This is a genomic window from Herpetosiphon giganteus, assembly GCF_016907925.1.
Taxonomy (GTDB): domain Bacteria; phylum Chloroflexota; class Chloroflexia; order Chloroflexales; family Herpetosiphonaceae; genus Herpetosiphon; species Herpetosiphon giganteus.
Genome location: NZ_JAFBCZ010000003.1, coordinates 249833 through 273496, shown reverse-complemented (window position 1 = coordinate 273496; position 23664 = coordinate 249833). Strand labels below are relative to the sequence as shown.

13 protein-coding genes are annotated in these 23664 nt (G+C 51.2%); 6 read left to right on the top strand and 7 right to left on the bottom strand.

Translation table 11 applies throughout. The features are described 5' to 3' along the window. Nucleotides 1-14 precede the first annotated feature (14 nt). Both JOD20_RS04135 and JOD20_RS04130 read left to right on the top strand, forming a co-directional pair. Nucleotides 15-5276 carry an alpha amylase N-terminal ig-like domain-containing protein gene (locus tag JOD20_RS04135; RefSeq protein ID WP_204754049.1) on the top strand — a complete coding sequence of 1754 codons (5262 nt, stop codon included), beginning with the start codon at nucleotides 15-17 and terminating at the stop codon, nucleotides 5274-5276. Between the two features lie 279 nt (nucleotides 5277-5555). Then, a complete protein-coding gene (locus JOD20_RS04130) occupies nucleotides 5556-8276 on the top strand; it encodes a glycoside hydrolase family 13 protein (protein WP_204754048.1) in 2721 nt (906 codons plus the stop codon). A 217-nt stretch (nucleotides 8277-8493) separates the two neighbouring features. Here JOD20_RS04130 and JOD20_RS04125 read toward each other — a convergent pair whose 3' ends face one another. The 4 genes from JOD20_RS04125 to JOD20_RS04110 form a co-directional block, all read right to left on the bottom strand. Beyond that, complete coding sequence (locus JOD20_RS04125; RefSeq protein ID WP_204754047.1) at nucleotides 8494-8826, bottom strand: MGMT family protein; 333 nt, start codon at nucleotides 8824-8826, stop codon at nucleotides 8494-8496. A gap of 260 nt (nucleotides 8827-9086) precedes the next feature. Next, entirely contained in the window at nucleotides 9087-10322 is a 1236-nt protein-coding gene (locus tag JOD20_RS04120) for a sugar ABC transporter permease (protein WP_204754046.1), read from the bottom strand. Beyond that, on the bottom strand, nucleotides 10319-11110 hold the full coding sequence (locus tag JOD20_RS04115) for an ATP-binding cassette domain-containing protein (protein ID WP_204754045.1): 792 nt from the start codon (nucleotides 11108-11110) through the stop codon (nucleotides 10319-10321). Before JOD20_RS04115 ends, JOD20_RS04120 begins: the two co-directional genes overlap by 4 nt. Nucleotides 11111-11195: 85 nt before the next feature. After that, complete coding sequence (locus tag JOD20_RS04110; protein WP_204754044.1) at nucleotides 11196-12320, bottom strand: sugar ABC transporter substrate-binding protein; 1125 nt, start codon at nucleotides 12318-12320, stop codon at nucleotides 11196-11198. A gap of 370 nt (nucleotides 12321-12690) precedes the next feature. Between JOD20_RS04110 and JOD20_RS04105 the strand changes: the two genes are divergently transcribed. Then, complete coding sequence (locus JOD20_RS04105; RefSeq protein ID WP_204754043.1) at nucleotides 12691-13722, top strand: response regulator transcription factor; 1032 nt, start codon at nucleotides 12691-12693, stop codon at nucleotides 13720-13722. A 453-nt stretch (nucleotides 13723-14175) separates the two neighbouring features. On the opposite strand, the gene JOD20_RS04100 is transcribed toward JOD20_RS04105, so the two are convergent. The 3 genes from JOD20_RS04100 to JOD20_RS04090 form a co-directional block, all read right to left on the bottom strand. Next, complete coding sequence (locus JOD20_RS04100) at nucleotides 14176-16080, bottom strand: bifunctional metallophosphatase/5'-nucleotidase (RefSeq protein WP_239583704.1); 1905 nt, start codon at nucleotides 16078-16080, stop codon at nucleotides 14176-14178. Between the two features lie 235 nt (nucleotides 16081-16315). Next, complete coding sequence (locus tag JOD20_RS04095; RefSeq protein WP_204754042.1) at nucleotides 16316-16828, bottom strand: HD domain-containing protein; 513 nt, start codon at nucleotides 16826-16828, stop codon at nucleotides 16316-16318. 495 nt (nucleotides 16829-17323) lie between these two features. Next, nucleotides 17324-19510 carry a Kelch repeat-containing protein gene (locus tag JOD20_RS04090; protein ID WP_204754041.1) on the bottom strand — a complete coding sequence of 729 codons (2187 nt, stop codon included), beginning with the start codon at nucleotides 19508-19510 and terminating at the stop codon, nucleotides 17324-17326. A 421-nt stretch (nucleotides 19511-19931) separates the two neighbouring features. Between JOD20_RS04090 and JOD20_RS04085 the strand changes: the two genes are divergently transcribed. The 3 genes from JOD20_RS04085 to JOD20_RS04075 all read left to right on the top strand — a co-directional run bounded on the left by JOD20_RS04085 (nucleotide 19932) and on the right by JOD20_RS04075 (nucleotide 22985). Then, on the top strand, nucleotides 19932-20846 hold the full coding sequence (locus tag JOD20_RS04085; protein ID WP_204754040.1) for a 5-oxoprolinase subunit C family protein: 915 nt from the start codon (nucleotides 19932-19934) through the stop codon (nucleotides 20844-20846). A 365-nt stretch (nucleotides 20847-21211) separates the two neighbouring features. Next, complete coding sequence (locus JOD20_RS04080; protein ID WP_204754039.1) at nucleotides 21212-22282, top strand: quinone-dependent dihydroorotate dehydrogenase; 1071 nt, start codon at nucleotides 21212-21214, stop codon at nucleotides 22280-22282. Between the two features lie 166 nt (nucleotides 22283-22448). After that, the gene (locus JOD20_RS04075) at nucleotides 22449-22985 is read left to right on the top strand and encodes a bifunctional nuclease family protein (protein WP_054532811.1); all 537 of its coding nucleotides are present in this window, start codon (nucleotides 22449-22451) and stop codon (nucleotides 22983-22985) included. The last annotated feature ends 679 nt before the right edge of the window (nucleotides 22986-23664 follow it).

Below are 23664 nucleotides of genomic sequence, written 5' to 3'. Positions count from 1 at the left end.
CAAAGGAGCCGTCCATGCGTGACACAGCCCATCGTCGGAGCCTAATCAGCAGAATATTGCTGATTAGTATGCTATTGGCGTTAATGATCTCCACGCTTAGTCCTCAAACTCCCGTGGTTGCCGCTCAACCCAGCAAGGTTGATTTGGCCGCAACCAACGCTCCCACTGTTTCCAATGCACAAGTTAATTGGTGTTTCGCTGGTGAGTTCCAAGGCTGGAACAACAGTGCAACCCAAGCCAATGATGAAGGTCTCAATGGCGATTTAGTCGCTGGCGATGGCATCTATTCATTTGATGCTGTCGTGCCAACTGCTGGCCGCTCAGAATGGAAGGCCGTCATTTGTGGCGATTGGGGAACCTCGGTTCCTGCTGGCCCCAATGCTTGGATGAATACCACCCAAGCTAATCAAACGGTCAAATTGACCCTCGATACCAACAATTACAGCAGCAATGCTGGTAATCATGGCGTGCCAAGCCAAAATATTGTTCACGCCTACGATTCAGGCTTTGCCAATTGGACTGCTGTTGGCTCGTTCCAAAGTGCTGCTTGGACAAACAACGACCCTGCCACAGCCATGACCAACATTGGCAACGGTTGGTATTCGTTGGTCTATACCGTGCCAAACGCTGGTACATATGAGGGTAAAGTAAGCCACACTGGCGATTGGACAACCCAAGTCAATTCCCTTGGCCGCGCCGTCGATCAAGGCAACATTAGCTTTACCACAACTGAAGCCAACCAAAAAGTAACATTTTTGCTCGATACCAACACCAGCCGCTTGACGATTCGCCCACAAACTGTTGGCAACACTGGTCCTTGGTGTGCACCAGGCACTTACCAAAACCCCCAATGGCAAGAAACTGGCAATCCGTTGGTTGATAATGGGACTCAAGGTGACTTGGTAAGCGGCGACGGCGTTTTCAGCCGCGATGTTGTCGTACCAACCGCTGGCACCTACGAGTGGAAGGTTAATGCTTGTAACTGGGCAACTGCTTTCCCTGCTGCCAACGCTTGGATCTACACAACCGAGCCAAATCAAACCGTGAAATTGTTGTTCGATAGCAATAATCACGCAAATGATAACGGCTGGGATTTGCTGCCAAGCCAAAATATCGTCAATGTGCTCGATTCATCGAATGACTTCACGGTAGTTGGCGCATTTCAAGGTTGGAGCAATAACAATCCAGCTACCAAGATGACCCAAATCGCACCTAATCAATTTGTGCTGCGCTACACCGTGGCTGCACCTGGCGATTATGGCGCTAAGTTCACCCGCACTGGCTCTTGGACAGAGCAATACAATGCTCAGGGTCGAGTTTTTGATGCTGGTGAGCCAGCACCAATTGGTTTTACGACAACCACATTGAATGAAACCGTTGTGTTTTATTTGGATAATCGCACTGGCCGTATGGCAATTACGTCGCAACGTGATGGCCAAATTCCCGATTCAGTCATCGGCGATGGCTTGATCAATCGCGATGCAATTGAGCATCACAGCCGCGAATCGCTCTATCGCGTGCCATTCGGCGCTGCTCCGCTCAACCAAGCAGTCAAATTGCGCTTGCGCACCGCTGCTCACGACATCACTCAAGCGCGGATTCGTTTGTATTACACGGCCAACAACGGCCAAAGCATTCAACGTATGACCAAAGTTGCTAGCGACGAAAGCTACGACTATTGGGAATACACCATGCCAGCCCAAACCGTGCTGGGCGTGGTGTACTACCGTTTCATCCTCGAAGATGGCAGCACAACCCTCTTTTATGAAGATGATAGCTTGTTCGATGGTGGCTTAGGTGAGGTGGTCAACACCAGCGCTGATCGCTCGTGGAATATCTACATCTACGACCCAGCGTTTACCACACCTGAATGGGCACAAAACGCCACAATTTATCAAATTTTCGTCGAGCGCTTCCGCAATGGCGATGCAGGCAACGACCCAACCGGCGTAGCAACCGACACGACCTACCCCGGGCGCGGCTGGTTCTACCCAACCGAGCGCGGCCACCGATTCCCAGTCACGCCGTGGAACTCGATTGTGCCCGATCCAGAACCATTTACCGACCCAAGCAACCCATGGTGGTCGACTTACAGCAGCACCATGTATGGCGGCGACTTGAACGGGGTCCAAGATAAACTCGATTATTTGCAAGAGTTGGGCGTAACCACGCTCTATCTCAACCCAATTTTCGATAGCCCATCGAACCACAAATACGATGGTCGCAACTATCGCACGGTCGACCCAGCTTTTGGTGGGCAACAAGCCTTTGATGATTTGGTCGAAGATGCCCACAATCGGGGCATGACGGTGGTGCTCGACGGCGTGCCAAATCACGTCAGCAGCGATAGCCCCTTCTTTGATCGCTTTGGCCGCCACCCAGAAGTTGGCGCATGCGAAAGCGTCAATAGCCCTTATCGCACATGGTTCTTCTTTGAACCAGCTGCCGAGCCAGGCACTGGCGTGTGTGCAGGCGATACCAACTATCGCGGTTGGTTTGGCGTAGCAACCCTGCCCCAAATCAACACCAACCACCCAGAAGTAATGGCCTATTGGTTTGGCACGCCTGGCGGCAACCCCAACTTGCCAACCAACACCGCCAGCTACTGGGTCGATGGCGAAAACAAAGCCGACGGCTGGCGTATCGACGTTGTGCCCGATGTGATTGGGGTCAACCCAACCTTCTTTGAAACGTGGCGCGACGTGATGAAAGCCGCCAATCCCGATTCTGTGCTCTACTCCGAAACTTGGAGCGAAGGCGACGTGCGCGATCGGGTGCTTGGCGATGAATTCGATAGCACCATGAACTATCGCTATCGCCGCGCGGTGTTGGGCTTCTTGCGCGATACCCGCTGGGTCGATGGTGACGGTGGCCAAGAGATCGATCCACTCTTGCCAAGCCAATTTGTCAACAGCTTTGAAACTATCCGCGAGGATTATCCAGAGCCAGCCTACAATTCAGCAATGAACCTGATCGACAGCCACGATACCAATCGGGCCGTGCATGTGCTGAACGAATTGGGCTTTACTGGCGAAGGCTACGATCGCCAACCAGTTGATAATTTTGTTAATGCGCGCCATCGTTTGTCGTTGGTTGCAGCCTTGCAAATGACCTTGCCAGGTGCGCCAACCATCTATTATGGCGATGAAGTTGGCTTGACCGGCTATGGCTTCGATGTGCCACGCGACGATCCATACAACCGCCAACCCTACCCGTGGACAGACCAAGCAGGCTACAACAGCTTGCCAGAATGGCGCAAAGCAGACACCAATTTGTTGGCGACCTATCAACGGCTCGGTCAATTGCGCCGCGACTATAGCTACCTGCGCACTGGCTCGTTCGATGTGCTAAACGCCGACGATGCCAACAAAGTCTTGGCCTATGGCCGCAAAGACGAAAATGGCGCGGCAATTGTGGTCTTCAACCGCGATAGCCAAGCGCATACAGTCGAGTTGAATTTGGCTGGCTACGTGCCAACAGGCACCGTGCTAACCCGCACCATGCCATTGAGCCAAACAGGCTTGTTGCCTGCAACCGATGTCACAACCTATACCTTCGGCGTTGCGCCACAAAGCGTTGGCATTTGGCTAACGCCTGATAGCGTTGATATGAGCGCTCCTGCGGCCCCAACTAACTTGCAAGTGACCAACCAATTGTCACAAAGCATCGAGCTGAGCTGGAATAGCGTGGCAACTGCCCAAAGCTACAACATCTATCGCTCACTTGTTAGCGGTGGTGGCTACGAGCTAGTCGGCAACAGCAGCAATACCAATTTCAGCGATGCAGGGCTAACGCCAGGCCAACGCTACTATTATGTCGTCAAAGCGCTGCGCAATGGCTTGGAAAGCGCCGCCAGCAACGAAGTTTCGGGCTTGCCAGCCTATGTGATTAACTGGTCGAATCTGCAATTCCCAGCAGCAATCACCCATACGATCAGCATCACCAACCCAACAACCAACATTTATGGCCAGGTCTACATTGAAGGTGTGACTAGCGAAGCTGGTGCAACCCCAAGCCTGTTGGCCGAAGTTGGCTATGGCCCCGATGGATCGCAGCCAAGCGCTGCTAGCTGGCAATGGTTCGATGCCAGTTTCAATGTACAAAATGGCAATAACGACGAATTTGTTGGCAATCTGCTGCCCACCAGCGTTGGGACCTTCGATGTAGCCTATCGCTATAGCACCGATGGCGGCACAAGCTGGATTTACGCCGACCTTGATGGCTCGGCCAATGGCTACTCGCCAGCCCAAGCAGCAAGCTTGTTGGTGCAGGCCAGCAGCGATACAACCCCGCCAGCAGCGCCACTCAACTTGCACGAAGTGCGCCGCTCAGCCGCGCAAATTGTCATTGGCTGGGATGTTTCAAGCTCAAACGATACCTATCGCTACGATGTGTATCGCGATGGCAACGCGATTGCCTCGGTATTGCACCCAACCACAATCTTCACCGATACCGAAGTAACCGCAGGCATTACCTATACCTATCAATTGAAGGCGCTCGATGGCTCGTTCAATCAATCGGGCTTCTCGAATAGCGTCGATATTCGCGCCGAACAACGGGTTGTCGATGTGACCTTCCGCGTCAAAGTGCCCGCCGAAACGCCAAGCAACGAAAGCGTCTATATCGCTGGCAACGATGGCGCGGTCTTCAACGGAGCTTGGTCGGCCAACGGCCAAATTCTGCAACGCGTGCTGACCGATACTTGGGAATTTAGTAAGCCAATTCTCGAAGGCACGGTTTTGGATTACAAATACACTCGTGGCACATGGGAACGGGTCGAATCGTGGGGCACGATTGAAGGCTTCAACAATCGCCGCGTGACGATTGAATATGGCAACGACGGCCATTTCATCGTGAACGATACGAATACCAACTGGGGCACTGGCGACGACAACCGCAAGGCTGTCCAAGCCTGGCGCGACCCGTTGGTCAGCAGCAGCTCAATTGCCAATAACGCAGTTGAGGTTGCACCAAACGCCAACATCTCAATTACATGGTCGCAAGCTGTTACGGCAACTATGCCGATCAGCAACGTGTTGGTCTTGACCAACGCCCAAAATCAGCCTGTCGCTGGAACAGTGGTCGCTACCAGCCCTACAACCTTCAGCTTCATCCCCGCAGCACCACTGCCAAACGGAACCTATACGCTAACTGCATTCAATGTTCGGCGGGTCATTGGTGATCCATCGCCAATGCAACAACGCTACGTTGTGCGCTTCACGGTTGGTCGCGAAGGCTTCAAAATCTTCCTGCCAATTGTTGGACGAACCAACTAACTCTCATTCCAACCCGCTAATTGAATACCGATAATGGTGTCGGGGTATTGTCGCTGGCTTAGCCAGCGCGATACCCCGTTTTGCACCGCTCAATGGTGAGGCTCTGTTGGTTGTCGTGAAGATGGTCTATACCACCATCATCGCAAGCACAAACAGAGAGCATGGGAAGCCGAGCGCTCGACGCTAGGTTTGGTGTGCCTAAAATTTGGCGCACGGCTCCTATTGAAACGTTGGTGTTTCACGACAAATACTCTAACAACGATGTAAACGGAGTTATTCATGCGCAACAAACGATTTGGCGGATTGCTCGCGTTGGTGCTGTTGGTTTTGGCATTGCTGCCAACGCCTAAGTCGGTCGCTGCTGGCGATAATAATGTGCATTGGGATGAGCTGTATCATGCTGCTCCCAACGCTAACCCACGCACCGAACTTGTGCCAGGCGAGAGTTTTAGCTTTCAACAAGGGGCAAGCAATGGTATGATTGTGTCAACTACCAATGTCCAAATTTCAATTCTGGCGCTGGCTGGCGATTTGACGAGTGCCCAAATTCGCTATTGGAACGGCAGCGAGCAGCTGGTGGCGATGACCAAAGTCAAAACCCTCAGCGCTAGCTTCCGCAATACCGCCAACACCAGTTACGATCTGTGGCGCGGCACGATTCCAGCTCAAGCCGCTGGCACGACAGTTTATTATCGGGTTCGGGTCTACGATGGCAGCGTTTTGGCGTTGCTCAAAGCCCAAAATGGCAGCTATGTTAATCCACGCGGCCAGCATGTACGCGGCACAAACTACGATCCCGACGATTATAGTTTTACCGTCCAAAGTGGCACGAATCCAACTGCCACGCCAACAATTGCCCCAACCGCAACCAGCACGCCAACTCCAATCGCGACCGCGACCAAAACGCCAACCGTGGTTGCAACGCCATCGCGCACGCCAACCGCAACTAACACGCCAATCCCCACGGTTTCAGCCACGCCAACCGGGGCTTGTAGCGGCGCAGCGCTTGGCAATAACGCCATCATCAGCAGCGCTGTCTATCACGATAGCACCAACAGCGTCTACCGCGATCCGCTTGGTTCGCTGCAAGCAGGTCAATCGGCTAGCATTCGCTTGCGCACTTGTAGCAATGATGTCAGCGCGGTAAGTTTGTCGGTCTGGTTAACTGGCGCGCCCTACAGCCAGCCATCATTCAACTATCCCTTGAGCGTGGTCAGCAATGATGGAACCTACGCAATCTGGCAGGCTAGCGTGCCAGCACCCAGCACTTCAAGCGATCAGTGGTATCAATTTAAGCTCAACGATGGCGCGACGCTTGGTTATTATGTGGTTGCCAACACCAGCAACACAGGCCCGGGCGTTTGGAGTGCAACCGCGCTTGATCGTTCGTGGAAGTTAGGCACTGTGCCAGCGCCGCCCCAAGATTACGCCGTGCCAACATGGCTACAAGATGCAGTCATCTACCAAATTTTCCCCGATCGCTTCCGTGATGGCGATAGTACGAATAATTTCAACAACGTGCGCGTCTATGGCCCCAACACCTGCAACGGCTACAGTGGTGCAGGCGCACCCAATTGTGTGGCTTCAATTCACAGCAATTGGAATGAAACCCCAACCACGCCTGGCTATGGCATCGATTTCTATGGCGGCGACTTGCAAGGCATCGTCGATAAAATCAATGCTGGCTACTTCAACGATCTGGGCGTAAATGTGTTGTATCTCAACCCGATTTTCGATGCTTCATCGAACCACGGCTACGATACCAACGATTATTATGGCATCAACCCACGCTTTGGCAATTTGGCAAAATTCGACGAGATGATCGCCGCCGCCGATGCCAAAGGCCTCAAAGTGATTCTCGATGGCGTGTTCAACCACGCAGGCATGGATAGCATTTATCTACAAGGTTACCCAGGCTACAAAACCGACCGCTGGACAGGCATCAATGGTGCGTGCGAATCGGCTGCATCGCCTTACCGCAGCTGGTTTACCCAAGGCTCAGCAGGTACGAGCGGCGCGTATCCATGTGCTGGCAGCTGGGGCTGGAAGGGTTGGTATGGCTATGAAACCATCCCCGAATTTATCGAAAACGACCCAGTTAAGCAATTTTTCTATCGCGATGGCAGCGCTCAAAGCCCGAATGGCAAATCGGTTACTCGTTTCTGGCTCGAACGCGGCATCGCTGGCTGGCGCTTCGATGTCGCCCAAGACATCACCCACGCTTGGTGGAGCGATATGCGGCCCTACGTCAAAAATGGCTATGGCGATAGCGAAAGTTTATTGCTTGGCGAGGTAACTGGCGGCTGTGATTGGGGCTTATATCGCGCCTATCTCAACCAAAACGAGCTTGATTCGGTGATGAATTATTGTTTCCGCGATTGGGCAGTGAGTTTTGCCAATGGCAACGCGCCTAGCTCCTTCGACAGCAGCTACAATGCCTTTCGCGCTCAAATGCCCACCACGCCATGGTTTGGCATGATGAACTTGGTCAGTTCGCACGATTCAACCCGCGCCTTGCGTTTGCTCAACGACGATAAAGCTCGTATGAAATTGATGGTGCTGTTGCAAATGACCTTGCCAGGCGCGCCATCGGTCTATTATGGCGATGAAGTTGGGGTAACTGGCGGCGGCGATCCCGACAACCGCCGAACCTATCCATGGGCCGATAAAGGCGGCAGCCCCGATACAGCGATGTATGCCCATTTCAAAAAACTAATCGGGCTGCGCCGAACCTATGCAGTGCTGAGCAGTGGCGATGTTGCAACCTTGCTGGTCAACGATGCCAGCAAACTGTATGGCTATCGGCGTTGGAAGGGCACGCAAGAGGCAGTTGTAGTGCTCAACAACGGCACTGCCAACCAAAGCGCGACCGTCAACGTGAGCCATTTAGCCAATGGCACAGTCTTGACCGATCGCTTGAATGGCGGCAGCTACACCGTCAGTAATGGCCAATTAACTGTGCCAGTTTCAGCCCAATCAGGCGTGGTATTGGTGAAGTAAGTCACTCCCTCACCCTCCAGCCCCCTCGCCCACGAAAACGCGGGCGAGGGGGAGCCGACCATGTTTCGCCAAGGAATTGCGGGAGAACCAACGCGTTAAAGCCCCTCGCCCGTTGGACGGGAGAGGGGTTGGGGTGAGGGGATCTTAACAACCGACCCTTGTAAGCCATCCCCCTCGCCCACGAAAACGCGGGAGAGGGGTTGGGGTGAGGGATAGTTCAAAACTCAAGCTCGCTGGTTTCCAGCCAACCGTAACGCTGCCAGCTGATATAGCCGCGATCATCAAACTCAATGCCCTCGGCCTCTAAGCGCTGGCGTTGCTCAATCGCCGTATGCACCGGACAATTGGTCGAAATACGGCCCTCGCGATTGACCACGCGCCACCAAGCCACATCAGGATATTGCTCATCTAAACTATGCAGCGCTTTGCCGACAGCCCGCGCATAACCAGGGTAGCCCGCCGCCAGCGCCAAACGCCCATAATTCACAATTCGGCCTGTGGGTACTTGCTTGAGGGTCTCATAAATTGCGCTCAAAAATTCGTTGCTCATACAGTCGCTCGCTGATAAATCACCTATCAGCACTTTAGCATGGAACTACGAAGCAGGCAGAAGTTTTGATCCACGAAGAGCACGAAGAGCACGAAGAACGGAAACCACGAAGGGCACGAAGATCGCGAAGTTGGGGTTATAGAAGCATAATAACAATCCAGAACATGAATATTTGGGGGTGCCGGGGGATGAAAACCCCCGGCGTTTCCCTCCAGCGGAGGGACGGAAGGGAGGAGAAATAAATGTTGTTAAGCTAGGATCTAACGTCCACTATTTTCGCGGCGCGCCCGTGAAGCAGCATCGATTGTAACTGCCAGCAACAACACCGCGCCAGTTACAATAAATTTGATCGATGATTTGAGCGCCAGCAAATCCATGCCATTAGCAATTGCCCCAATCACCAGCGCGCCCAGCAAGGCCGACCAAATGCGGCCCCGCCCGCCAAACAAGCTCGTGCCGCCGATGACCGCTGCCGCAATTGCGTTCAACAGCACATCGCCATCGCCTGATGATTGATTGGCTGCGTTCAAACGTGAAGCCGCCAAAATCCCGCCACAGGCAGCTAAGGCCGAAGCCAGCATAAAAATCGTAATTCGGATGCGATTAACATTGATCCCTGCGCGGCGTGCGGCTTCGGTATTACCACCAACTGCATAGACATAGCGGCCAAACCGTGTGCGCTGAGTAATAAAATCGAAGATAATCAAGAAGGTCATAAAGATAATAACGGCGGTTGGCACACCTTGAATCGGAATCCCAGCAGCATTGGCATTGCGGTTGACGTTCATCATCGCAACCCCAGCCAAAACGCTGGCCCCAACCACGCCAACTCGCCACAGCACGCCATTCAACGAGCCAACTGGCAATTCGGCGGCGCGGCGACTACGATATTCATTGAACACAATCAGGGCATACACAACCACGCCAACCACCCCAAACACCCAGCCCAGCCAAATTGGCAGCCGAAAGTTGGCAATATCAATAATAAATTTGTTGGTGATGTTGATGCTGCCAGTGTCGCCAAGCACCCGCAGGCGCGCCCCTTGCCAAGCCAGCAAGCCTGCCAAGGTCACCACGAACGAGGGCACGCGGAAGGAGGAAATCCACCAGCCTTGCAACAGGCCAACCAAGGCCCCAACCACAATCGCGCCAACAATGGCCACGCCAGCAGGCAGATTATGCCGCGAAACCAACACCGCCATCACCGCTGCTGCCAAGCCGCTCACCTGGCCCGCCGATAAATCGACCTCGCCAAGCAGCAAAATCAGCACAACCCCAGTTGAAATTGTGCCCATCGCAGCAATTTGCACCATCAAGTTGGTCAGGTTCAGTGGCGTAAGAAAATTTTTGTTAATGCTTTGAAACACAATCGCAATAATAATCAGGCCAATAATCACTGGCAGCGAGCCTAAATTGCCTTGGCGAAAGCGTTCGGCCAATGCTTCACGCCAATTATTTGGCGCAGCAGCGAGATTGGTTGGTTGAGTCTTCATCATTCAGCTTCTCCATAGGCATTGGCGGGCAGCATTGCCCCGGTAATCGCGCCAATCACTTGTTCGTTGGTGCTGCGCGCTGTGTGGAAGGTTGCAACCCGCCGCCCCAGCCGCATGACAATAATGCGATCGGATACTTCAAACACATCGGCAACATTATGGCTGATCACGACCACGCCTAAGCCACGTTCGCGCAAACGCAAAATCAAATCTTTGACTTGGCGGGTTTGCTCAACGCCCAGCGCAGCAGTTGGCTCATCAAGCAACACAACTTTGGAGTTCCACATTACCGAACGCGCCACCGCCACCGATTGGCGTTGACCGCCAGAAAGATTGGCAATTTGCACCCGCACACTAGGAATTTTGACACTTAGATCACGCAGCACTTCAGTTGCCCGCCGCTCCATCTCGGTTTCATTCAACAAATCCATGGATTTAAGGCCGCTACGGCGTACATTTTCGCGGCCAAGATAGAGGTTGGAAACCACATCGAGATTATCGCACAAGGCCAAATCTTGGTAGACCGTTTCAACTCCGAGGTCGGTTGCTTGCCGCGGGCTATTAACTGAAACGACCTTGCCTTCAAAAATATAATCGCCTTCGTCTGGTTTGTAGGCTCCGGCGATGGTTTTAATCAGCGTCGATTTACCTGCGCCGTTATCACCAACCAGCGCCACCACTTCATTCGAATAAACTTCGAAATCGACGTTGGAGAGGGCTTGAACCGCACCAAAGCGTTTGCTAACTTGGCGCAATTGCAAGACAGGCATCGCTGCTTCTGTTGCTGTCATGACTCTATTCCTTTTGCTGTGGGTCAGTGGAGTGGCCGCTGGGCTGGCGTTGTGAGCCATGCCAACCCAGCGGCGAGGAGGCTACCTATTGAATACCGGCATCAGTACAGGCTTTGGCGAAATCGCCAGCACAGATCTGATCAACTTTGTGGAATTGGTCTTTGACAATCGTGTCTTTGACGTTGGCTTTGGTCACTGAAATTGGGGTCAGCAAGATTGAAGGAACATCAATTTTGCCGTTGTTGACTTTACCAGTTGCCTTGTCGGAGGTTTTGCCGTTGATCAAGGCGAAGGCCAATTCAGCTGCTGCTTCAGCTTGGGGCTTGATCGCTTTGTAAACGGTCATGTATTGGTCGCCAGCCAAAATCCGTTGAATGGCTGCCAATTCTGCGTCTTGGCCCGTTACTGGAGGCAATGGCGAGAGACCACCGGCCTTCATAGCTGCAATTGCGCCGCCACCAGTGCCGTCATTGGCTGCATACACGCCATCAACTTTGTTGCCAAGGCTGGTCAAGGCTTGTTGCATTTGGTCTTGAGCTTTGTCTGGGCTCCAGTCTGGAGTGTCGTATTCGTTGGCAATCGTCAATTTGCCAGCGCTCACTAATGGATCAAACACGCTGTGCGCGCCAGCTTTGAACAATTTGGCATTGTTGTCGGTTGGCGAGCCGTTGATCATCACGATGGTTGGGTTGGCAATGCCTTGTTTGGTCAATTCAGCGATCAAACTTTCGGCTTGTAATTTACCAACTGATTCGTTGTCGAATGAAATGTAGTAGCTCACGCCATCTGAGTTGAGGATCAATCGGTCGTAGGCGATGACTGGCACATTTTGGGCTTTGGCTTTGTCGGCAATCGAGGCAGCAGCAGCTGAATCAACTGGGTCGAGCACCAAAACTTGTGCGCCGTTGGTCAAGGCTGCTTCTGCTTGTTGCAATTGCAAGTTAGCATCTTGGTTGGCGTTGTTGTAAAGTACTGTACAATCGGGGCAAAGCTCTTTCATTTTGGCTTCGAAGTAAGGGCGGTCGGCAGTTTCATAGCGGGCTGTCTTTGCATCGGGCAAGAACAAGGCAACAACTTTGCCGCCACCGCTGGTGGTGCCACCAGTGCCCGTGGTTGGAGCAGTGGTTGCGCTTTCGCTGCCACAGGCTGCAATCACGCCTGAGAGAAGCACAAGCAAGAGGGAGGTGAATGCGCTACGCCGCACGTTCATAGAGTGGACTCCTTCGTCTGTTAAGACCTACAATCATCATTGATACCGAGTTGTCCGAACAAAAAGCCAACGAAATCGAACGAACCTGCTCCTTGTAGGAGCGCACCAATGCCCTATCCCAGCACCAAAGCTACGTTGAGCGAACCATTGCTTTTTTTCTGTAGGTGTAGTTTTGCCATGCTGGATAGTTGGTTGGTGGTGGGTTGCCTAAGTTGCGTAAATACGCTGCTTATGGCACGATATTCCGTGCTGACTGATGTAACCCAAGTGTACGCCAAAGCCGTTGGTCAACAAAACCCCCAATCCCCCAATCTTCCTAGGGTCTTTCCCCTAGTTCAATGGGGGGATTTCCCCTAAAGCGAGGAATTTCATGCAACTCAATGGCGAGCGTCAGATCCGAATTGTGGTCGCTGATGACCATGCCGTGGTGCGAGCGGGCATTTCTACGGCCCTAAGCGATTTGCCCAATGTGCAGATTGTGGCCGAGGTTGGCGATGGCCCAGGGGTTTTAGCAGCGCTTGATCTGCAACCAGATGCCTTGGTGATCGATGTGAGCATGCCGCAATTCGAGCCGCTGCAAACGATTCGCCAAATTCGCATGTACTATCCCCAGCTCAAAATTCTCGTCGTCAGCGCCTACGACGACGATGTGTATGTGCAGGGTTTGTTGCAAGCGGGAGTTGATGGCTACCAACTCAAGGATCAACCGTTGGCTGATATTCGGCTAGCATTGCAACGGGTGCTTGCTGGCGAGCGCTGGGTTTGCACGCCCTTACTTTCCAAGCTGATGCGCGGCGTGCCCGTGGTTGATACTGGCCTTACGCCGCGCCAACGCGAATTGCTCTGGTGTTTGCAGCAGGGCGACGATAATCACGCAATCGCCCGCCGAATTGGCCTGAGCGTCAAAACCGTTGAAAATCACCTAACCCGCTTGTATCGCCAAATTGGGGTGCAAAGTCGGCTTGAAGCTGTGCATTATGCAGCGCAACACCCGCAATTGCCAATGATGCCAACCAGCAGCCAAAATCTTGTCCCCAGCCAAGCCCTAAATGTATTGATTGTTGATGATAATTTGCGCTATCGCCAACATGTTAGCCGTATGATTAGCAAAATGCAGCCCAATTGTGCTGTGGTCGAGGCCGCGCATCAAGCAGAAGCCTTGGCAGCAGTCAGCCAACGCACGCCCGATTTGGCCTTGGTCGATGTGGTTTTGGGCGATGAAGATGGCATTGGCTGTGCCGCCCAAATCAAGAAGCAATCGCCGAATACGCGGGTTTTGCTGGTCAGCGCCTACCCTGATCGCGAGTTTCATCGGCGTGGCTTGGCAGTTGGTGCAGTGGCCTTGCTCGATAAAAAGGATCTCGATGCGGCCTCGCTGCGCTTATTGCTCGAGGATGTGTAGCGCGAAGAGCATAGAACATAGAGCATAGGGGTTGGCGATCCACGAAGCGCACAAAGAGCACGAAGGACGACAGGCTTTTGGCTAGCGGGGGTTTTAGGGAGGCAAGAAGTCAGAGTTTTGATCCACGAAGCGCACGAAGGGCACGAAGATGTGGCTATAGGCTATGGGCTATGGGCTTTTGTTTTCATCCCTCATCCTTCATCCTTCGGTCGTTCTGCGCCGCTGCGTTAAATTTTGATCCACGTAGGACACGAATTCCACGAATAAATTTCCGATAGACCAAAGCCCAAAGCCATTGCTCCTTCGTGCTCTTCGCGTCCTTCGCGGTTAAATTTCATCCCTCTCTCTCCCCTTTTTTGACTTTTGACTTCTGCCTTTTGACCTTAAATATTCCGATAGCCCATAGCCTATAGCCTCTGCTCTTTTTTGACTTTTGCCTTCTGCCTTTTGCCCTTACTTGCGGCGCACAATCAAGCCCAACACGAGCAAGAGCATGGCAAGCGTCGCCCAAGCCCAGCCATAGCTTGGTTGGCTGCTGCTGGTATCAGGCAAGGTAATTGGCACATTTGGCGCTGGCGTGGCGGTTGGCGCTGCTGTCACTGGCGTAGCGCTTGGTTGGGTCGCGTTGCCATAGTAGTGAGCGTACAAATCTGGCACTAAAGTAAAGTTAACTTTATTCACCACCGCTGGGTCAATTGTGCCAGCATTTTTAACCGATTCTGCAATCAAATCGCGAATTTCGCTGGTCGATTGATACAAAATCTTGCCTTCGCGGAACATGGCAAAGCCGCCGCCGCCACCAGCGCGATAGTTGTTGATTGCAATCCGCAGGGTTTGTTCAGGTGCAATGTCAACGCCATTTAATTGGAGCTTGGTCACACGCTGGCCTGCTGGCTTGGTCAAATCGTAGCTATATTCGATGTCGGTATACAAATCCCAATTGTAATCGCGGGCATTATCGTTAACCACAGCCTTGGGATCATCGGGCAAGGCATTGGGATCAAGTTGGCGGAAATATTCGGCGTTACGTTCTAGCGCGCGGCGCAAAATATCGCCATTAATTTCCATCACATACAACGTGTTGTCGTAAATGTAAATACTGTAGGCATCGCGCAAGGTAATTTGGCCAGCCGGAATCATGCCGCCATCGGTAAAAATCGCTGCCAGCGAGAGATCGACAGGGTAGCCTGCGTCAGCAGCAGCTTGCTTTTGCACATTGTTGATCAAATCGGCCAAGGCGCTATCGCGATAGCGAGCCTTAGGGCCGCCAGCAAATTCGGCGCTGGCCGTGCCAACGGGCTGGCTGATGTAGCTCAACGTTTGGTCGTGGTAGGGTTGGATAAGTGCTTTGATCTCTGGATCTTCAGCAACGTTGGTAACCGAAAGCGTGGTTGAATCTTTATTAACTACATTCCAGCTATCGCCATTTTTCTCAACCGTAATTGACACTTTGCCCAAATTCCGGCCCCAATATGATGGCTCGGTTAATAAAACATTATTGATAACAGCCTTGGGAACATTCAAGTGCGAGTGACCAGTTAAAATTGCATCAATCCCAGGCACTTCTAAGGCCAGTTTAATCGCCACATTTTCGCCAGGCAACGAGCCAGTATCGCGCCAGGTGTTGTGGTCGGTAAGCCATGCTTCTGGCTTGGTTGCATCGGCTGGTTGTTTTTCCCAACCAATGTGTTGAATGACCACCACAATATTGGCCCCTTCGGCGCGAATTTGTGGCACATATTGCTTGGCAATTTCAACCGGATCAGCGAATTGCAAGCCAGCAATGTTAGCTGGTTTTTCCCAAGTTGGCACAGATGGCGTGGTTAAGGCCAAAATACCAACTTTCACGCCATTGACATCTTTGATCGTATACGGCTTGAAGGCTTCGCTGCCATCAGTTTTACGGGTATTTGCGCTCATCACTGGGTATTGGGCTTGGCTGCTATAGCGATTCAGCACATCCAAACCATAGTTGAATTCGTGATTACCCAGAGCAGCTGCATCATATTTCAGCGTATTAAACACCGCTGCCATTGGATGCGGCGCATTTTGGTCAATCGTATTGTAGTAGTAGGTCAACGGCGAGCCTTGAATCGTATCGCCACTATCGACCAACAACAGATTGGGATCAAGCGCCCGTTCTTGTTTGATCAGGGTTGCGACCTTGGTCATACCCCATTCGGCGGGCTTGCCGGTGTAGTAATCCCACGCCATCAAATTGCCGTGAATATCGCTGGTTTCCAAAATTGTGACCGTGCGTTGCTCACTTTGGGCCTTCACGACACCGCTCTGTAAGCCGAGCGGAGCCAAAACAGCCACCAAGAGCAACAACGCGAACGCACGTAGCAAACGCATCATTCAATCCTCCTAAAACACTGATATGCTCGTATTGAGATCCAAGCATATAGTGCTATAATACGCCGCTCCGGAGATTCGGTCAAAAATATTAAGTTCTAAGCAACGCCGTTTCAATCTTTAATCATGCTAGAAACTATTTCTGCTTTAGTTAAGCGAAATAACTATTTACATCAATTAAACAAAAATTGTGCAACAAAACTGTTACACAATTCGATCTATCGTTCAATATTTAAATTCAGCTAATATCAATATCGAGCATTTTGCGCAGTTGTTCGCGGCGTTTTGGTTTGCGCCGTGGGCGATAAAATGGATCGCTGGCTTGCAGATCGCGTTTCATTTTTTGCGAACGGCCATTGACCAATCCTCGCACATAGGCGGTCAAATCGGCCAATGATGCAGCCTTATCGGCCAACGACAAAATCCAGCCTTCGCGGGTCATGGGTGCAGGGCCAATCGGGTACATATGGCCAACGATTGCTAGGCAGACAGCCGAATCTTCGCCTTGTTCTTCGGCCCAGCGTGCAGCCACAGCGCCATGATTTTCCAGCGTGCCATAGCGCGAATCAATATCGTGGAGCAAGGCAGCCCGAGTACAAACCCGCACATCGGCTTTGAGCAAACGGGCAATGCGATATGAATAGCGGGTAACCCGCATTAAATGTTCGTATTTTGCAATCCCATGGTGCAGATGGGTTTGGGTTTCCAGCACTTTGGGATGCGCAAGTAAATCCTCAATCAAATCATCCATCGTTCTTTCCTCCTGGCCGATTCAATTGAATTGCGTCAATCGTGATCTCCATATCACAAACTGTACCATGCGTCACTTTTTATTGTCAACCTATTTTTTAGTATCGTAAGATTTAAGCGCCTAGCAATAAGACGACGATTGGGCCACGCAGGATGCAAAGCGCGCAGTTTGAAACCACGAATAACGCGAAGAGCACGAAGATTAAGTTTTTAGCCACAGATTGACACAGATTACTCAGATTATTGTTCCGATAGCCGATAGCCATCAGCCTATAGCCATGGATTCTCTGCGCCGCTGCGTTAAATTATGCTCCACGAAGGACACGAAGAGCACGAAGGGGAGAAACCACGAAGCATAATTTTTTCGCCCCAGATTCCACAGATTGTTTTAATTATGTTCCAAAAGCCCATAGCCTATAGCCTGTAACCATAATGTCTCTGCGCCTCTGCGTTAAATTTCTCCCTTTGCTCTATGTTCTTCGCTCTATACTCTTTACTAACGCAACTGATTCCCAACCAGCGGCAAGAATACCTTGCGCAGCCCAATTGGTTGGGTCGCGGTCGGCGTATTGGTCGGCGGCGTGGCCGAGGTTGTTGGGGTTTGGCTCAGCGTCGCGGTCGGCGAATGAGTTGGCGTGCTGCTCGGCGGTGTGGTCGTTATGGTTGGGGTTTGGCTATTGGTCGGAGTTGGGCTGATTGTTGCCGAGCTGCTCGCAGTTGGGGTTTGGCTATTGGTCGGAGTTGGGCTGATTGTCGGCGTATTGGTGTTGGTTGGCGAATTAGTCGCGGTATTGGTTGGCGAATTGGTTGCGGTGGCAGTATTGGTGCTGGTTGGAGTTGGCGTTGCTGTCGTTAGCACAAAACGACAAATTTGGAACGATTCGTTGCGGCTGCTCATCGTAAAACTATTGTTGGCAAATTGACGACCGCCAACCACAAACAGCGTGTCGTTGATGCTATCGGCTTCGGCTCCATAGCGCGAACTGTTGAGCAGCACTTCCGACCATTCGTTGGTCTGCTGATCGAAAATTAAGCTTGAGTTTGAGGCCACCACCGGCATCGAATAGCCTGTTGTAATGATAAAAAAGCGGTCGAGAATTTGGGCATCGCCACCCTGCATTTGGCGACGGGGCAAGTTTGGCGCAGCCAGCCAAGCATTTACATTTGGATCATAGAATTCCATCGTATCCAAGGCCGTTTGGTTGCTAATTGTCGCCGTACCGCCTGCCACATAGAGTTTGTTATCCACCACTCCAGCCGAAGCGAATGCCCGCGGCGTGCTCATCGCTGGCCCGGCAGTCCATGCTTGGCTGGCTGGGTCAAATATCCAAACGCTGGCTAAGGCATTGGTTCCATTCGAGCCGCCAATAATATATAGTTTGCCAGCAAGCACCGCCGATTGATAATAGGCCAATGGCGTTGGCAGGCTTGGACCGCTGCGCCAAATATCAAGCGTTGGCGAATAAATTTGTAGATCGCTAATCAAGCCTGTGGTGGTTGAGCCGCCGCCAGTACGATAGCCACCAACCAGATAAATTTCACCATTCAGCGTAGCCGCATCAGTGCCAAAAGTTGCAACAGGCATCGGCGCACGTTGTTGCCAGCTGTCAGTAATCGGCTGATAGCGCAACGTATTGGGCAAGGCAGGAGAATTATTATTTGGCCCTTGCCCACCAATTTGAAACAGCGAACCATCGGCGCTAACGACCGACGAATAGCGGGCCGCCAGCAACGAATCTTCGCGATCAAGCCAATGGCCAAGGCTACAATTGGTCACAAGCGCTTGATTAAGCTCAACCAATTGATTGCTTAATTGCAACGTCGTTTGATCGCTAGTGCGCGGTTGGGCGGTTGCCGGAATATGTACGCTCACCGTAATTGGGCCGCTGCTTTGAGCAGGAATCGTCAGCGTATTAAACGGTAAACTGCTTGGCCAAGCACTCGGTGCAAGATTAAGGTTAATCGTTTGCGAATTGGGATAATTGTTGCGCACGCTTAATGGATAGAGCAAAGTATCGCCAGCACAGCCTTGGTTGCTGGTCGTGCCAAAGATTTCAATCGGCGGCGTATCTTGAATCAGCACATCATCAATTAAAAGATTGGCCCCAAAATCGCTGATCCCCAAAAATCCCAAGTAAAACGGCTGGCCGACATTGGCAAATGGCAAATCAAGCTGATATTGCGTCCAGCCATCAGTTGCCCGATAGCGCGGATAGCTAGTGCGAGTGGTGTAGTTTTGGCCATCATTGCTGGTTTGCACCAACAGCGTATCAGCCGAGGTTGGAAAAATTGCGCTATGGTAATACCAAAAACTTGCCCGTAGCACATTAGTAGTTGGCGTAAGCACCGTTGATAAGCGCGCTGCATTGTCATTGCTCGTTGAATAGCTATTGAAATGAGCCATGCCCACACCACTATGGGGCTGAGCGGTTGGTCGAGTAGCACTGGTTACGTGAGTCCATTCAGGATCAGGCGTATCGGTTGCGGTGATAATCGTGGTTGCCCAATTGGCAGGGGGAAAAATGGGGCTATCGAAGCTTTGGTTGATGTAAATTGTTGAGACAAGAGCAGTTTGTGGTCGGGGCATTGGCCGTTGCAACTCACGCGCTTGGGTATACGAGCCACCAAAAAAAAGCAGCAACAACCCCAGCAGGAGCACAATCCGAAGGGTACGAGTAGTCATGGGCTTGCCTCCAACAAGTACAATCGCCAAAAAAACGACATTCGATAGTAGATAATCAACTTAACAGAACAATGTGTAGCATCATTATACGCGCAATCTTTCGGGAGGCGAGGGATCAGGTTTTGATCCACAAAGAGCACGAAGAGCACGAAGAATGAAACCACGAAGAACACGAAGAGCGCGAAGGACACGAAGATGTGGCTATAGGCTATGGGCTATGGGCTTTTGCTTTCATCCCTCATCCTTCATCCTTCATCCTTCGGTCGCTCTGCGCCTCTGAGTTAAAGCTATGACTTTTGCCTTTTGACTTTTGCCTTCTGCCTTTTGCTTTCATCCCTATGTTCTATGTTCTTTGCTCTATGTTCTATGTTCTTTGCCTTCGCTTATACTTAGGCCTATGTTGACGATTCGCCAAACGAGCATGTTGATAAGCTTGCAGGATACGGGGCGTGCTGGCCTGCGGCATTGGGGCGTGCCTGCCAGCGGTGCACTCGATTGGCTGGCGCATAGTCTCGCTAGCCGCGTGGTTGGTAATTCAGCAGAGTTGGCTAGCCTCGAAATGACGGGCGCAGGGGCACGGCTGCATTTCAGCGAGCTAACAATCATTGCCTTGGTTGGGGCCGATTTCGGCGCTGAGCTTGATGATCAACCAATTGCGCTTGGCAGGGCATTGTTAGTGCGACCCAATAGCGAGTTGACATTTAGCCAACGGCGAAGCGGCGCACGCTGCTATCTGGCAATTGCTGGTGGTTTCAACATTGCGCCGCAACTTGGCTCGCAAAGCTGTTTGCTTGGCGCACCATGGTCGGGCCATTTAGCCCAACCGTTGAGAATCGGCGATCAATTAAGCTATAACCAACCAGATCTGACGATTGCAGGCCGAGGTTTGGACACAATGTCCATTGATTCAAGCCAAAGCCCAATTCGCTATCTGCCCAATCGCAACTTGAATGGCTCGATTCAGCGTCACTTTCAAGCCGAAACGTGGTGCATTAGCAGCAAAAGCAATCGCATGGGCTATCGTTGCGAAGGCCAAGCCTTAGCAGCCCCAGCCAATCGAGTACGTTCGTTTGGAGTTGTGCCCGGCACAATTCAGCTGCCACCAGATGGCCAGCCGATTGTGCTTTTGGCCGATGCCCAAACCACAGGCGGCTATCCAGTGCTTGGGGTTGTGATTCGCGCCGATTTGCCCAAACTCGCTCAGCACTTGCCTTCTGAGTATTTGCAATTTCAGCCAATTGGGCTTACACTAGCCGAACGCGCTTTTGCAGAACAACTCAATCTCCTCAAGGCCAACTTCGAGCCAGAACCAGACTTCATGGTTGCCCCAATCTAGCTTAACCCCAAAGTACTAGCAAGCTATCCCCCAAAAAGATTGTGCAAAAAGAAACAATAGCCCAAAAATGTGGGTAAGTGTGGGATAATGTGGGATAACTTTTTGCAATTTGTCAAATAAATTGTTTTTATCCAGCCATAATAACACAAATGTTTCAAATAATTATAAAACCCACTTGTTAATAAAAACACATGTTCTGAATACTATCCCCAAATTGCATAAGTTACCCCCAAAAATGTGGATAACCATGTGGGATATGTGGGAAACTTGGGATATGTGGGATATGTTCATGGCCCGCAAATGATTGTGTATAATCGCCAAGGCAAGCGAGTGTCGCTGCCATTCGCACCTATGTGAGGCTTTTTATGCGCATCTATCAGCTTGCAAAGGCATTATTATTTCGTTTAGCCCCAGAAAAAGCTCATCGAATTACCACTGCTGGGCTTGATTTGGTCACTTATTTACCATTTTCCGCAAATTTATTCCGTTCCTTTCATCACAATGACCCAATCCTTAAAACAAATCTGTGTGGGTTAACGTTTAATAATCCTGTTGGTTTAGCTGCTGGTTTTGATAAAAATGGCACGCATATTCGTGGTATGCGCCAATTGGGCTTTAGTTTTTTGGAATTAGGCACTGTTACGCCCAAACCGCAAGCTGGTAACGAACAGCCACGCTTATTTCGTTTAATTGAGGATCAGGCATTAATTAATCGCATGGGATTTAATAATGCAGGAATTGAAGCCTTAGCGCTGCGTTTGGCCAAACAGCCGCGGTTAATTCCACTGGGCATTAATTTGGGCAAAAATAAAAACACTCCGAATGAGCAAGCAGCTGATGATTATCGCCAAGGAATTAACTTGCTTGGAGAATATGCAGATTATATTGTGATCAATATTTCTTCACCGAATACACCAGGGTTACGTGAACTTAGTCGGCGCGAACCATTAACCGAATTATTGCAGGTTGTGCAAACTGCCCGCCAACAATTACGCCATCAAGCGCCATTGTTCGTCAAACTCTCGCCCGACGAAGATCGCGCTGGTTTAGATGCAGCACTTGGCGCAGCGCTCGATGCAGGCGTTGATGGCATTATCGCCACCAACACAACCGTAAGTCGTGCAAGCTTACGCTCTGCGCAGCAAACCGAAACTGGCGGATTAAGTGGCGCGCCGCTCAAAACCAAAGCCTTGCAAACCCTCAAATATATCTATCAAAGCACAAATGGCAAGCTGCCATTGATTGGCGTTGGTGGCATTGCTAATGGCCACGATGCTTACGAACGGATTTTGGCTGGCGCGAGCGCGATCCAACTCTATACCAGCCTAATTTATGCTGGGCCACAATTGGTAAGCGCAATCAACCGTGAGCTAGCTGCACTGCTGCGGCGCGATGGCTTTAATTCGATTCAAGCAGCGGTTGGGTCAGCAATTTAACGCTACAGAGGTGAACATAAGTCACCCATATGGCAAAACCAAGATGACACCAGAGCATGACATAACTGGTTGCGCTGCTATAGGGGGCGTGGTAAGATGCAACGCAAGGGAGCGGCATTAATTCATAAGTATGCACCACGATGATGCATAGAAAGGTTTCAGCGTTATGGTTCGTGTCCAGGTTGATAGCATACGCTTTAGTCTACTCACACAACAACGGATTGTTGTCCTACGGGAGCTGAACAGCCGTCGCTATGTGACAATCTGGATCGGCCCGTTTGAAGCCGATGCAATTGCACTAGCCGTCCAAGGCCATGAGCCACCTCGCCCAATGACCCACGACCTGCTTTTGGCCACCGTCAAAGCACTGGGCGGCACGATTCGCGAAGTTGTAGTTAGCGATTTTCGCGATAGCACCTTTTTTGCCCGCTTAGTCATCGATAACAATGGCCAAGCGATCGAGCTTGATTCACGTTCTAGCGATGCAATTGCCTTGGCAGTTCGCGCCGAAGCCCCTATTTTCGTGGCCGACCATGTGATGGAAGAATTGGGCCATATGATGGACGACCAAGACGAAAGCGAAGATATTCCAACAACATCGGTTTCGCAGGCCGAGCCTGAGGCTGCCCCAACAACCGATGAAGAAGAGCTTTCGATCTTCCGTAAATTCATCGACTCAATCGATCCAGAATCTGATCAATAAGAAACCCATACCCGCTCCTTTCGCCGTCACTGAAGCTTCAGTGGCGGCTTTTTTTGGCGAAAATCAGGCCTGCATGTTATCCACAAGTTTCCACAGCTATCCACAGGCTCATGGAGCGATCATGTTATACAGAGGTTTTCCACCACGTTATCAGCAGCTTTTCCACAAAACATCCACGACCAGGATCTACTATATCTAGGGCCATGCTCAGCCAAGTTATCCTAGATGTAGTGTTATCCCTGTTTATTCGCCAGTTATCCCCAAAATTATCCACAAATTGGGGATAACTAGCCCTTTGCTGTGGAAAACTAGCCAGCATGTGGACAAGCATGGGGAAACCATGTTGGCAGATCGTGCACAATAATCCACATCATGTGCCTATCCCCAAAACCATGGGGAACATGGGGAAACTCTTCCACGATCTATCCCGATCAAACATGGCGCATTAGAAGAGCATGAAACGCGATCTTTCCACAAATCCACATGCTCTACTGTTAACGTCTATTTCATGATCCTAATTAAATAATATATTGGGGAAATCCCCAATGCTGCGCATTGGATTAAGCCCGATTGGAAAGTAACGCAACAGAATATTCAAATCAACGAGATCAACGTAGCCCTAAAATATAATTTTTTATCATTATCTATATATTTAGATGTTTATTTGCCTGTATTTAAT